This is a genomic window from Agrococcus jejuensis (genome assembly GCF_900099705.1).
Lineage (GTDB): Bacteria > Actinomycetota > Actinomycetes > Actinomycetales > Microbacteriaceae > Agrococcus > Agrococcus jejuensis.
Genome location: NZ_LT629695.1, coordinates 3,371,547 through 3,383,359 on the forward strand (window position 1 = coordinate 3,371,547; position 11,813 = coordinate 3,383,359).

The 11,813-nt window shown below is 71.8% G+C and carries 13 protein-coding genes; 7 read left to right on the forward strand and 6 right to left on the reverse strand.

The window, feature by feature from the left end:
• Positions 1 to 44: 44 nt before the first annotated feature.
• Both BLQ67_RS16115 and BLQ67_RS16120 read left to right on the forward strand, forming a co-directional pair.
• A complete protein-coding gene (locus tag BLQ67_RS16115; RefSeq protein WP_157674884.1) occupies positions 45 to 1,211 on the forward strand; it encodes a sensor histidine kinase in 1,167 nt (388 codons plus the stop codon).
• The gene (locus BLQ67_RS16120) at positions 1,208 to 1,840 is read left to right on the forward strand and encodes a response regulator (protein WP_092506661.1); all 633 of its coding nucleotides are present in this window, start codon (positions 1,208 to 1,210) and stop codon (positions 1,838 to 1,840) included. Before BLQ67_RS16115 ends, BLQ67_RS16120 begins: the two co-directional genes overlap by 4 nt.
• A 9-nt stretch (positions 1,841 to 1,849) precedes the next feature.
• On the opposite strand, the gene pnuC is transcribed toward BLQ67_RS16120, so the two are convergent.
• The gene (pnuC, locus tag BLQ67_RS16125) at positions 1,850 to 2,554 is read right to left on the reverse strand and encodes a nicotinamide riboside transporter PnuC (protein WP_231945098.1); all 705 of its coding nucleotides are present in this window, start codon (positions 2,552 to 2,554) and stop codon (positions 1,850 to 1,852) included.
• Between the two features lie 116 nt (positions 2,555 to 2,670).
• Between pnuC and BLQ67_RS16130 the strand changes: the two genes are divergently transcribed.
• The 4 genes from BLQ67_RS16130 to BLQ67_RS16145 all read left to right on the forward strand — a co-directional run bounded on the left by BLQ67_RS16130 (position 2,671) and on the right by BLQ67_RS16145 (position 6,580).
• Positions 2,671 to 3,267, forward strand: coding sequence for a biotin transporter BioY (locus BLQ67_RS16130; RefSeq protein WP_092506662.1), 597 nt, complete (start codon positions 2,671 to 2,673; stop codon positions 3,265 to 3,267).
• 28 nt (positions 3,268 to 3,295) lie between these two features.
• The gene (locus BLQ67_RS16135; protein ID WP_157674885.1) at positions 3,296 to 4,210 is read left to right on the forward strand and encodes an alpha/beta hydrolase; all 915 of its coding nucleotides are present in this window, start codon (positions 3,296 to 3,298) and stop codon (positions 4,208 to 4,210) included.
• 47 nt (positions 4,211 to 4,257) lie between these two features.
• Positions 4,258 to 6,081, forward strand: a complete 1,824-nt coding sequence (locus tag BLQ67_RS16140) for a DEAD/DEAH box helicase (RefSeq protein ID WP_092506664.1) — start codon at positions 4,258 to 4,260, stop codon at positions 6,079 to 6,081.
• Between the two features lie 142 nt (positions 6,082 to 6,223).
• The gene (locus BLQ67_RS16145; protein ID WP_092506665.1) at positions 6,224 to 6,580 is read left to right on the forward strand and encodes a tryptophan synthase subunit alpha; all 357 of its coding nucleotides are present in this window, start codon (positions 6,224 to 6,226) and stop codon (positions 6,578 to 6,580) included.
• Positions 6,581 to 6,655: 75 nt separating this feature from the next.
• Here BLQ67_RS16145 and BLQ67_RS16150 read toward each other — a convergent pair whose 3' ends face one another.
• Genes BLQ67_RS16150 through sufB form a run of 5 tightly spaced genes read right to left on the reverse strand, consistent with a single transcriptional unit; the run spans position 6,656 to position 10,701 of the window.
• On the reverse strand, positions 6,656 to 6,988 hold the full coding sequence (locus BLQ67_RS16150) for a metal-sulfur cluster assembly factor (RefSeq protein ID WP_092506666.1): 333 nt from the start codon (positions 6,986 to 6,988) through the stop codon (positions 6,656 to 6,658).
• Complete coding sequence (gene sufC, locus BLQ67_RS16155; RefSeq protein ID WP_092506667.1) at positions 6,988 to 7,746, reverse strand: Fe-S cluster assembly ATPase SufC; 759 nt, start codon at positions 7,744 to 7,746, stop codon at positions 6,988 to 6,990. The genes BLQ67_RS16150 and sufC overlap by 1 nt, the downstream gene beginning before the upstream one ends.
• Positions 7,743 to 8,102: a non-heme iron oxygenase ferredoxin subunit gene (locus BLQ67_RS16160; RefSeq protein ID WP_092506668.1), complete on the reverse strand. Its 360-nt coding sequence runs from the start codon at positions 8,100 to 8,102 to the stop codon at positions 7,743 to 7,745. The genes sufC and BLQ67_RS16160 overlap by 4 nt, the downstream gene beginning before the upstream one ends.
• On the reverse strand, positions 8,099 to 9,283 hold the full coding sequence (sufD, locus tag BLQ67_RS16165; protein ID WP_092506669.1) for a Fe-S cluster assembly protein SufD: 1,185 nt from the start codon (positions 9,281 to 9,283) through the stop codon (positions 8,099 to 8,101). The genes BLQ67_RS16160 and sufD overlap by 4 nt, the downstream gene beginning before the upstream one ends.
• Positions 9,283 to 10,701: a Fe-S cluster assembly protein SufB gene (gene sufB / locus BLQ67_RS16170; RefSeq protein WP_092506670.1), complete on the reverse strand. Its 1,419-nt coding sequence runs from the start codon at positions 10,699 to 10,701 to the stop codon at positions 9,283 to 9,285. Before sufB ends, sufD begins: the two co-directional genes overlap by 1 nt.
• A 184-nt stretch (positions 10,702 to 10,885) precedes the next feature.
• On the opposite strand from sufB, the gene BLQ67_RS16175 reads away from it, so the two are divergent.
• Positions 10,886 to 11,782: a COX15/CtaA family protein gene (locus BLQ67_RS16175; protein ID WP_231945099.1), complete on the forward strand. Its 897-nt coding sequence runs from the start codon at positions 10,886 to 10,888 to the stop codon at positions 11,780 to 11,782.
• The last annotated feature ends 31 nt before the right edge of the window (positions 11,783 to 11,813 follow it).

Genomic DNA, 11,813 nt, shown 5'->3' on the forward strand with positions numbered 1-11,813 from the left:
CGACACCCTCGCCCGGTGCAGGGGCGCTGCGTCAGGATGGCGTCGTGGACCCCAGCGCAGCGCGCTCGCGCGTCGACCCGTCGCGGTCGACGCGCTGGGCCGACCTCGCGGTCGTCGTGATGATCGGCGTCGTGGGCGTGCTGCTCGTCGTGACGCCCGTCGACGCCGTGCACCGGGTGATCGGCGCAGGCGCGATGGCGCTGCTCGCCGTCACCTGGATCGTCATGCGGCGCGACCTCGAGGTCGGCCTCGCCGGCTCGGCCGCGCGCACCGCGGCGCTCGCCGCCGTCGGGTTCTGCTGCACGCTCGCGGCGCCGTGGCTCGCGATCGCGCAGGCGATCCTGCATCCGCTCGTCTGGCTCGGTGGAGCGCGCCGACGCTACGGCATCGTCGGCTCGGCCGCGCTGTGCGCGGCCGTCGCTGCCGGATGGATCGTGCGGGAGCCCAGCGACTGGTGGGCCGCGGTGGCGGTGCAGCTCGGCTCGTGGGGCTTCTCGGTCTGGTTCGGGCTGTGGATCGCATCGATCGACCGACTCAGCACCGAGCGCCAGCAGCTCGTCGAGGCGCTGCGGGCGACGCGCGACGAGGTCGCGGCGCTCGCAGGCGAGCAGGGCGCGCGCAGCGAGCGAGATCGCATCGCGCGCGAGATCCACGACACGATCGCGCAGGACCTCGTGGGCGTCGTCATGCTGCTCGAGGGCGTGCGCGCCGGCGCATCCGGAGCGGATGCCGTCGCGCTGGAGCGCGCGGAGCTCGCTGCGCGGCGCTCGCTCGCCGACGCACGCGCCCTCGTCGCCGGGGAGATCGCGATCGAGGTCGATGGTCGCAGACTCCACGCCGCCATCCGCGAGGTCGTGGGCCGTTGGTCGATCGACACGGGCATCCCCGCGACCGTGGCCCTCGAGTCCGCGGCGCTCGGCAGGGAGGCGCAGGTGGTCGTCGTCCGCAGCCTGCAGGAGGCGCTGTCGAACGTCCGTCGCCATGCGCATGCGCGTGCCGTCGCCGTGACGCTCCACGTCGACCGCGACGCCGCGGTGCTGCACGTCGACGACGACGGGACGGGCATCCCCGAAGCACCCGACGACCCGGGGTTCGGGCTCGCAGCCATGCGGCGTCGAGCGGCCCTTGCTGGTGGGTCCGCGAGCACCGCGGCCTCGCCGACCGGTGGTGCGCGCGTCGAGATCCGCGTGCCGATCGAGGAGGCGTCGTGACCGCTCCCATCCGCGTGCTCGTCGTCGACGACCACGAGGTCGTGCGCGCAGGGATCGTCGCCCTGCTCGCCGCAGCCGAGGGCATCGAGGTGATCGGCGAGGCGTCGGACGGCGCGGCCGCCGTCACCCGCGCCGCCGCGCTCCGGCCCGACGTGACGCTCATGGATCTTCGGATGCCGGGCACGAGCGGCGTCGAGGCGACGCGGGCGCTCGTCGCGGCCGACCCGCAGGCGCGCGTGCTCGTGCTCACGACGTACGAGTCCGACGACGACATCCTCGGCGCGATCGCGGCGGGAGCCGCCGGCTACCTGCTCAAGGCTGCGCCGGCCGCCGAGGTCGTCGCGGGCATCCGCTCGGTGGCGGCAGGCGAGACCGCCATCGCGCCGTCGGTCGCCAGGGCGCTCGTGCGTGCCGCGCGCGAGCCCGAGGCGCCGGAGGTCGCGCTGTCCACGCGCGAGGCGGAGGTGCTCGCACTCGTCGCCGAGGGACTCACGAATCGCGACATCGGCGCGCGGCTCTTCGTCGGCGAGGCCACGGTGAAGACCTACCTCGCGCGCGTGTTCGACAAGCTCGGCGTCTCGGACCGCACGCGGGCCGTCACGCGAGCGCAGGAGCTCGGGCTGCTCTGACGCGTCCGCTCAGCGCGCGTCGTCCTGCAGCCGCGGGTCGGGCAGCAGCGTCTCGACGGCCGGCTTGCGACCCTGCGCCCGCCACCACACGACGAAGCCGATCGCGGTGAAGACGCCGTAGAAGACGTACATCGCGGCCGTCGCGTAGTAGCCGGCGGAGACGAGCAGCGGCACGCCCACGACGTCGACGGCGATCCAGACGAGCCAGAACTCCGTCCACCCCTTCGCCATGCCGTACGTCGCGACGAGCGAGCCCATGAACGTCCACGCGTCTGCCCAGACCGGGTCGTAGGAGCCGAGCGCCGTGAAGAGCGGCGTGAGCGCGACGGTGCCCACGAGCAGCACGAGCACGATGCCGATGCGCTCGCGCCCGCTCGCCCAGCGCGGGCGGATCTGACCGGCGCCGTCGCGCGCCTGGCGCCAGCGGATCCATCCGTAGATCGCGACGGCGATGAACATCACCTGGCGGCCGGCCTGGCCGAGCAGCGCGGGCAGCGAGTGCGCAGGGTCGACCAGCGAGGCGACGAAGACGCTGAGCAGCAGGAGGTTGCCCACGATGCCGACGGGCCACGCCCAGATGCGCCGCGCCATGCCGCCGAGGGCGCTCGCGAGGCCGAACACGTTGCCGACGACCTCGCGCAGCAGCAGCGACTGCCCGCCGGGCAGCGGGATCTGCGCGGTGTAGGCGTCGATGAGCCATGCGAGGGGGTCCACGGGGTCCAGCGTGGCACGGCGGCGGCGTGTCGTGACGCATGGGAGCGTCATGTGCGGACACGCGCTCGCTCGTGACCCTATGCTCGGTCCAACCCGTCCCGACGACTGGAGCTCGCATGACCTCGATCGCCGCCCCCACCGTGCTCGCCGACCGCCTCGTCGCCCAGCGCTCCGTCGTCACCGACGTCGCGCTCGTGGCCGCTGGCGTGGCCCTCACGGCGCTGCTCGCGCAGGTGGCGATCCCGCTGTGGCCCGTGCCGGTCACGGGTCAGACGCTCGCGGTGCTCGTCGTCGGCGCCTCGCTCGGCGCCGTGCGCGGCGCTGCCTCGCTCGCGGTCTACGCGGTCCTCGGTGCCGCTGGCCTGCCGATCTTCTCCGAGCAGACCTCGGGCCTCGCGATCCTCGCCGGCCCGACGGGCGGCTACATCGTCGGCTTCGTGCTCGCCGCCGCGCTCACGGGCTGGCTCGCCGAGCGCCGCTGGGACCGGAGGTTCCTCGGCGCCGCCGTCGCCATGACGGCCGGCACGCTCGTCACGTTCGCGATCGGCCTGCCCTGGCTCGCCTTCGCGACGGGCGGCTCGCTCGAGCAGGTGCTCGCGTGGGGCCTCGTGCCCTTCATCCCCGGCGGCATCGTGAAGGCCGTCATCGCAGCGGCGATCCTGCCGCTCGCATGGAAGGGCGTGCGCGCCCTCGACGCTCGCCGCGGCGAGTAGCGCCCAGGCCCGGCCGAAGGTGACGTCGGTGCGCCGTCGTGCGCTCGCGCTCGCGAGCGTGGCTGCCGCCGTGGTCGCGGCGCTCGTCGTCACCGGCGCCGTGCTGCTGCCGACGATCCGCGAGCAGCGGCCCGCCGTCGTCGCCCGCGATGCGACGGGCGTCACGATCGTCGACGCCATCGCCTACGGCGTCGACCCCGCCCAGCGGATCGACGTGTGCATGCCGCGTGCCGAGACGACCGTGGCCCGCGCGGCGATCCTGCTCGTGCACGGCGGATCGTGGGCGCGCGGCAGTCGCACCGACCCGATGTGGCGCGACACGTGCATCTGGCTCGCGCAGGCCGGCTACGTCGTCGCGAACGTCGACTACCGACTCGCGCCCGCGCATCCGTTCCCCGCGGGCATCGAGGACGTCACCGCCGCGCTCGACTGGCTCCGCTCCCCCGAGACGCTCGCGACCTACGCGATCGATCCCGAGCGCATCGGCGCGTTCGGCGGCTCGGCGGGCGGCAACCTCGCGTCGCTGCTCGCGACGTCCGGCACGGGCGACTGGGACGCCGCCGGTCGCGTCGCCGCCGTCGTCACGATGTCGGCGCCGCTCGACCTCACGGGCGCCGACGTGCGCGACGACTTCGTCGAGCGGCAGCTGGCGTACCTCGGCTGCGACGCGTTCCTCGGCTGCGACGCCGCCGCGCTCGCGAGCCCCGCGACCTTCGCCGACGAGACCGATCCGCCGTTCCTCGTCGTGCACGGCGACGACGAGATGATCCCGCTCGCGCAGGCGGAGCGCTTCGTCGAGGCGCTCGAGGACGCCGGCACGCCCGTGCAGCTGGCCGTCGTGCCCTCGCAGCACCACTCGATCGGACTGCTCGACGAGCCCGACGTGCGCGACGCGATCCTCGCCTTCCTCGCCGCCACGCTGGTCGATCCCGCGCTCGCCTGACGGGCATGTGGCGCGCGCGGGCCCCAGGGCCGCGTACCGTTGATGCCATGACCGACTCCGAGCCCACCGAGGCTGCAGACGCCGAGCGCACGACGTTCGCAGACCTGGGCCTGCCGCCCGCCCTCCTCCAGGCGCTCGCCGACGTCGGCTACGAGACCCCCTCGAGCATCCAGGCCGCCACGATCCCGACGCTCCTCGAGGGTCGCGACATCATCGGCCTCGCGCAGACCGGCACGGGCAAGACGGCCGCGTTCGCGCTGCCGGTGCTCGCCGCCGTCGACGTCGAGCGGCGCGAGCCGCAGGCGCTCGTGCTCACGCCGACGCGCGAGCTCGCCGTGCAGGTGTGCGAGGCGTTCGAGCGCTACGCGGCGCACCTCGGCGGCGTGACGGTGCTGCCGATCTACGGTGGCCAGGGCTACGGCGTGCAGCTGTCGGCGCTGCGTCGCGGCGTCCACGTCGTCGTCGGCACGCCCGGCCGCATCATGGACCACCTCGACAAGGGCACGCTCGACCTCTCCGGCCTCAGCCACGTCGTGCTCGACGAGGCCGACGAGATGCTGCGCATGGGCTTCGCCGAGGACGTCGACCAGATCCTCGCCTCGACGCCCGAGGACAAGCAGGTCGCGCTGTTCTCGGCGACGATGCCGCGCCAGATCCTCGCCATCTCGAAGAAGCACCTGCGCGACCCGCAGGAGATCTCGGTGCAGGGCGGCGCGAAGACCTCGGCGAGCATCCGCCAGCGAGCGATCCTCGTGTCGTACCAGCAGAAGCTCGAGGCGCTCACGCGCGTGCTCGAGGTCGAGCCCTTCGACGGCGCCATCGTGTTCGTGCGCACGCGCTCCGAGACCGAGACGGTCGCCGAGCGCCTCCGCGCCCGCGGCTACACGGCCGCGGCGATCTCGGGCGACGTCGCGCAGCCGCAGCGCGAGAAGACCATCGAGCAGCTGCGCTCGGGCTCGCTCGACGTGCTCGTCGCGACCGACGTCGCCGCGCGCGGCCTCGACGTCGAGCGCATCAGCCACGTCGTGAACTACGACCTGCCGATCGACACCGAGTCGTACGTGCACCGCATCGGCCGCACGGGCCGTGCCGGTCGCACGGGCGACGCCATCAGCTTCGTGACGCCGCGCGAGCGCCGCATGCTCGGCGCCATCGAGCGCACGACGGGCGGCACGGTCGAGGAGATCCCGATGCCGTCGGCCGGCGAGGTCAACGCCTCGCGCCTGTCGAAGTTCGACGACGCCATCACGACGGCGCTCGACGCCGAGTCGGCGCGCGTCGAGCGCTTCCGCGACATCGTCGCCCACTACGTCGAGCACCACGACGTGCCCTACAACGACGTCGCCGCGGCCCTCGCGGTCGTCGCGCAGGGTCCGACGCCGCTCCTGCTCGACGAGCAGGACGACCTGGCGCTGCGTGCGCCGAAGCGCGGCCCGCGCGAGCGCGACGACGACCGTGGTGGCGAGGACCGCGGCCCGCGCCGCGAGCGTCGCACGCCCGAGGGCGCGACGACGTACCGCCTCGCGGTCGGCTCGCGCAACCGCGTCGAGCCGCGCCAGATCGTCGGCGCCCTTGCGAACGAGGGCGGTCTGGGCCGCGACGACTTCGGTCGCATCCAGATCCGCTTCGACTTCACGCTCGTCGAGCTGCCCGAGCTCACGGGCGAGCAGCTGGGCCGTCTGTCGCAGACCCGCATCCTCGGCAAGCCGATCGACATCCAGGTCGACACGGGCGGGCGTCCCGAGCGCGGCGACCGCCCGCGTCGCGACCGCGACGACCGCGGCGGCTACGACCGTCCCCGTCGTGACCGCGACGACCGTCCGCGTCGCGACGACCGCGACGACCGCAAGCCGCGGCACCGCCGCGACTGACGCGCGTTCGACGACTCGAGGGCGGCACCCGTGCGGTGCCGCCCTCGTGCGTCCTGCGAAGGGGCCATGCGTCGGACGCGCCCGGGATTCGCGCAGCGCGGACACGCCCGACCGCGTCGCACGCCGCGCGTAGGCTGGTTCGGTGACCCAGCAGCCCGCACCGCACCCGTCGCCGCAGCGACGCGCGAGCCTCGAGGTGCTGCGGGCAGAGGCCACCGACGAGCGCTCCGTGCTCGTCGAGGAGCGCCTCCGCGCCGGCGAGGACCCCTGGGACTTCATGGCCGACCTGCCGACGGTCGACGAGCTCGTCGTGCTGCTGCTGCGCTCCGAGCGCATCCTGCCGCCCGGCGCCGTGCGCCCCGACGAGGACGTGAGCGACGTCGTGCTTCGCCGCATCGCCGCCGACTACCCGCCGCTCGCGACCACCGTGTGGACGATGCTGTCGGAGGCGGAGTCCGTGCGCGCGTGGGCGCCGAGGATCCGGCGCGTCGGGCGCTGACGGAGCGATCCCCAAGACGTGCAGAACGGCGCAGCACCCAATGGTGCTGCGCCGTTCGTGGCGTCGGGAGGATCTCTAGATGGTGAAGCCCAGAGCCCTCATCATCTCCCTGCCGTCCTCCGTGATCCGCTCGGGACCCCACGGCGGCATCCACACCCAGTTGATGCGGAATCGGGCGACGATGCCGTCGAGCTTGTCGGCGATCTCCTGCTCGATGACGTCGGTCAGCGGGCAGCCCGCCGACGTCAGCGTCATGGAGATCACGAGCGCCTCCTGCTCGTCGTCCCACGCCAGGTCGTAGATGAGGCCCAGGTCGACGATGTTGACGTCGAGCTCGGGGTCGACGACGCCCTTGAGGGCCTCGCTCGCCTCGTCGAAGAGCTTCGGTTCGAGTTCGGTGACTGCCATCAGACTCCTGCCTTCAGGTACCGATCGTAGCCCTCGTCCTCGAGACGCTCGGCGAGCTCCTTGCCACCCTGCTCGGCGACCTTGCCGTCGACGAAGACGTGCACGAAGTCGGGCTGGATGTAGCGCAGGATGCGCGTGTAGTGCGTGATGAGCAGCACGCCCATGTCGGTCTTGCCCTTCACGCGGTTCACGCCCTCGCTGACGATGCGCAGCGCGTCGACGTCGAGGCCCGAGTCGGTCTCGTCGAGCACCGCGAGCCTCGGCTGCAGCAGCTCGAGCTGCAGGATCTCGTGGCGCTTCTTCTCGCCGCCCGAGAAGCCCTCGTTGACGTTGCGCTCCGAGAACGACGAGTCCATGCGCAGCTCGCCCATCGCCTCGCGCACCGACGAGATCCACGGACGCAGCTGGGGAGCCTCGCCGTCGATCGCCGTCTTGGCGGTGCGGAGGAAGTTCGACACCGTCACGCCCGGGATCTCCACGGGGTACTGCATGGCGAGGAACACGCCGGCGCGGGCGCGCTCGTCGACCGACATCTCGAGCACGTCCTGGCCGTCGAACGTGATCGAGCCGCCGTCGACCTGATAGCGGGGGTGGCCGGCGATCGTGTACGCGAGCGTCGACTTGCCCGAGCCGTTCGGGCCCATGACCGCGTGGATCTCGCCCGAGTTGATCGTCAGGTCGACGCCCTTGAGGATGGGCTTTGAGCCCTCCTGAGTCTCGATCGAGACCTGCAGGTCCTTGATCTCCAGGGTGCTCACGTCAGCTCCTTACCGTCGGCCATGAGGCCGGACACGTCGATGGGGTTCGTCACGTCGACGAGCACGTCGTCGCCGTCGATCGTCACCGGATACACCGGCACCGGCTCGTACGCCGGGAGGTTGAGGGGTCGGCCCGTGTGCAGCGAGAACTGCGATCCGTGGGCCCAGCACTCGAGGGTGTCGTTCTCGACGAAGCCCTCGGACAGCGAGATGTCGCCGTGGGTGCAGCGATCGCCGAGCGCGTGGATCTGGCCCGCCGAGTCGCGCACGATCGACACGGCGATGCCGTCGATCTCGACCTTGCGCGGCTCGGACGTGGAGATCTCGCTCGCCGAGCAGGCGCGCGTCGCGGTCATGCCCCCGCCCGCGACGCGGGCGCGAGGCCGGCGCCGCGTGCGATCTCGGCCTCGATGTCGGCGGCGAGCCGCTCCTCGAGGGCCGGGATGCCGATGCGCTGCACGATCTCCATGAGGAAGCCGACCACGACGAGGCGTCGCGCCTGCTCCTCGGGGATGCCGCGAGCCTGCAGGTAGAACAGCTGCTCGTCGTCGAAGCGACCCGTCGCCGATGCGTGGCCCGCGCCGGCGATGTCGCCCGTCTCGATCTCGAGGTTCGGGATCGAGTCGGCACGCGTGCCGTCGGTGAGCACGAGGTTCTGGTTCTTCTCGTACGAGTCGGTGCCCGTGGCGTCCTGGCCGATGAGCACGTCGCCGATCCAGACCGTGCGTGCGCCCTCGCCCTGCAGCGCGCCCTTGTAGAGCACGTCGCCCTTCGTCGAGACGCCCTCGTGGTGCATGTAGACCTGCGACTCGAGGTGCTGGCCGGCGTCGGCGAACGCGAGGCCGAGCATGTCGCCCTCGGAGCCCTCGCCCGCGAGGCGCATCGACGGGTTGACGCGCACCGCGCCGCCGCCGAACGTCACGACGATGTGCTTGAGGTACGCGCCGGCGCCGACGACCGCCTGGTGGGCGGAGGCGTGCACGGCCGTGTCGTCCCACTCCTGCACGGAGACGACCGTGAGGCGGGCGCCGTCGCGCACGAGGATCTCGACGTTCTGCGCGTACGCAGCTGAGCCGGAGTGCTCGAGCACGATCGTCGCGTCGCTGCCCGGCAGGGCCTCGAGCACGATGTGCGCGTTCGCGTGCCGGCCCTCGCCCTGCCCCGCGATGCGGGCGACGAGCGGCTCGGCGACGGTCTCGCCCTCGGGGATGCGCACGTGCAGCGCGTTGGCGCAGCGCTTCCACGCGATGGCGGCGACGACGTCCTCGGGCTCGAAGATCTCGCCGCGCGGCGCCACGTCGTGGCCCGTCGACTCGACGAGGTACGACTCGATCGCATCCACGTCGTAGGTGACGGCGAGGTCGTCGCCGACCTCGGTCTCCTCGTCGACGAACAGCGGCGCGAGACGGCGCACGTCGGACAGCTTCCAGTTGACCTCGCGGCCCGTGGGCGTGCCGAAGTCCTCGGGCTCGAACGACGTGGGTCGCTCGGAGCGGGTCTGGACGGGGACGAAGGGGGTGCTCTCCACCACGGTCATCAGCCGACGGATCCTTCCATGCTCATCTCGATGAGCTTGTTGAGCTCGAGCGCGTACTCCATGGGCAGCTCGCGAGCGATGGGCTCGATGAAGCCGCGGACGATCATCGCCATGGCCTCGTCCTCGGGCATGCCGCGGCTCATGAGGTAGAACAGCTGCTCCTCGGAGACCTTCGAGACCGTGGCCTCGTGGCCGAGCACGACGTCGTCGACGCGGATGTCGATCGCCGGGTACGTGTCGGAGCGCGAGATCGTGTCGACGAGCAGCGCGTCGCAGCGCACGGTGTTGGCCGAGTGGTGCGCGTTCGCATCCACCCGCACCTCGCCGCGGTAGCCCGCACGACCGCCGCCGCGGGCGATCGACTTCGAGACGATCGACGACGTCGTGTGCGGCGCCATGTGGATCATCTTCGCGCCGGCGTCCTGGTGCTGGCCGGGGCCCGCGAACGCGACCGAGAGCGTCTCGCCCTTCGCACGCTCGCCCGCGAGGTAGATCGACGGGTACTTCATCGTCACCTTCGAGCCGATGTTGCCGTCGATCCACTCCATCGTCGCGCCCTCGTGCGCGATCGCACGCTTGGTGACGAGGTTGTAGACGTTGTTCGACCAGTTCTGGATCGTCGTGTAGCGAACGCGGGCGTCCTTCTTCACGATGATCTCGACGACGGCCGAGTGCAGCGAGTCGGACGAGTAGATCGGGGCCGTGCAGCCCTCGATGTAGTGCACGTACGAGCCCTCGTCGGCGATGATGAGCGTGCGCTCGAACTGGCCCATGTTCTCGGTGTTGATGCGGAAGTAGGCCTGCAGCGGGATCTCGACGTGCACGCCCTTCGGCACGTACACGAACGAGCCGCCCGACCACACGGCCGTGTTCAGCGCGGCGAACTTGTTGTCGCCGGAGGGGATGACCGAGCCGAAGTACTCCTCGAAGAACTCCGGGTGCTCCTTGAGGGCCGTGTCGGTGTCCATGAAGATGACGCCCTGGTCCTCCAGCTCCTTCTGGATGGAGTGGTAGACGACCTCGGACTCGTACTGCGCGGCGACGCCGGCGACGAGGCGAGCGCGCTCGGCCTCGGGGATGCCGAGGCGGTCGTACGTGTTGCGGATGTCCTCGGGGAGGTCCTCCCACGTCTGCGCCTGCTTCTCGCTCGAGCGCACGAAGTACTTGATGTTGTCGAAGTCGATGCCCGACAGGTCGGCACCCCACGTGGGCATGGGCTTGCGCTCGAAGAGCTGCAGCGCCTTCAGGCGACGCTCGCGCATCCACGCCGGCTCGCTCTTCAGGTCGGAGATCTCCTCGACGACCTGCGGGTTGATGCCGCGCTTGGCGATCGCACCCGCCGCATCCGAATCGTGCCAGCCGAACTCGTACTGGCCGAGCCCCTCCAGCTCCGGTCGGTCGATCAGCACATCTGCCATCGCTCCCCCTCACCTCTTCGAAGTCTGCAAACGGATGGGACCACCTCGCCATTCCGCGCACACCGACGAGCGGTGGCAGACTGGGAGGGCTGGTGGGCGCAGCCCGAACGGGCGTCATCCGTGTCCCCAGCCTATCGTGACCCGCCCATGCGCACGGGACCCCATTGCGCTGAGAGAGAGCACCGTGACCCGCGGCATCCGCATCGCCAGCGTCGCCACCCTCGTGACGCAGATCCTCATCGTCGGCACGGGCGGCGCCGTGCGCCTCACCGGCTCGGGCCTCGGCTGCACGACGTGGCCGAACTGCACCCCCGAGTCGTTCGTGCCCGTCGCCGAGCAGGGCGTCCACGGCATCATCGAGTTCTCGAATCGCGTCATGGGCGGCGTCGTGCTGCTCGTCGCGGCGATCATGCTCGTGCTCGCGATCGTGCACCGTCGCAGGCACCCCGGCGTGCTGCCGCTCGCGATCGCCATCGTCGTCGGCACGATCGCGCAGGCGCTCATCGGCGCCGTCGTCGTGTTCCTGCACCTGCGGCCCGACACCGTCGGCATCCACTTCTCGCTGTCTGCGCTGCTCGTGGGCGTCGCGGCCTGGATGGCGTGGCGCGTGTTCCGCGGTCGACGTGCGCGCTGGGGCGGCACGCTCGCGCAGCGCGCCCTCATGCTCGCGACGGCGGTCATGGTTCCCGTCGTCGTGTACGTCGGCATCCTCACGACGGGCTCGGGCCCGCACGCCGGCGACGGCGGCGCAGCGCGCAACGGCCTCGATCCCGCGCTCATGCAGCACGTGCACGCGTTCCCCGCCTACGCGCTGCTCGCCCTGGCGATCGGGCTCGTGCTCGTCGGCTGGCGCCTGCGACCCTTCGGCATCTGGGCCGGCACGCTGCTCGCGCTGCTCGTGACGCAGGCGACGATCGGCATCGTGCAGTCGAACCTCGGCCTGCCGATCGCGCTCGTCGGCTCGCACATGGTGCTGTCCGTCATGATCGTCGCCGCGACCGTCGTCGCCGCCCTCTCGCTGCGCGTGCCTGCCGCAGCGGGCGTCGAGGTCGACGACGTGCGGGAGACCGTGACCGCCTGAGCGGCGCCGATCCGGCAGGATCGACCCCATG

What these genes read in the sequence shown, in the direction of transcription:
- BLQ67_RS16130 (WP_092506662.1), top strand. Translation starts at nt 2,671, where the DNA reads ATGACCTCGATCGCCGCCCCCACCGTGCTCGCCGACCGCCTCGTCGCC.
- BLQ67_RS16140 (WP_092506664.1), top strand. Translation starts at nt 4,258, where the DNA reads ATGACCGACTCCGAGCCCACCGAGGCTGCAGACGCCGAGCGCACGACG.
- BLQ67_RS16150 (WP_092506666.1), bottom strand. Translation starts at nt 6,988, where the DNA reads ATGGCAGTCACCGAACTCGAACCGAAGCTCTTCGACGAGGCGAGCGAG.
- BLQ67_RS16160 (WP_092506668.1), bottom strand. Translation starts at nt 8,102, where the DNA reads ATGACCGCGACGCGCGCCTGCTCGGCGAGCGAGATCTCCACGTCCGAG.
- sufD (WP_092506669.1), bottom strand. Translation starts at nt 9,283, where the DNA reads ATGACCGTGGTGGAGAGCACCCCCTTCGTCCCCGTCCAGACCCGCTCC.
- sufB (WP_092506670.1), bottom strand. Translation starts at nt 10,701, where the DNA reads ATGGCAGATGTGCTGATCGACCGACCGGAGCTGGAGGGGCTCGGCCAG.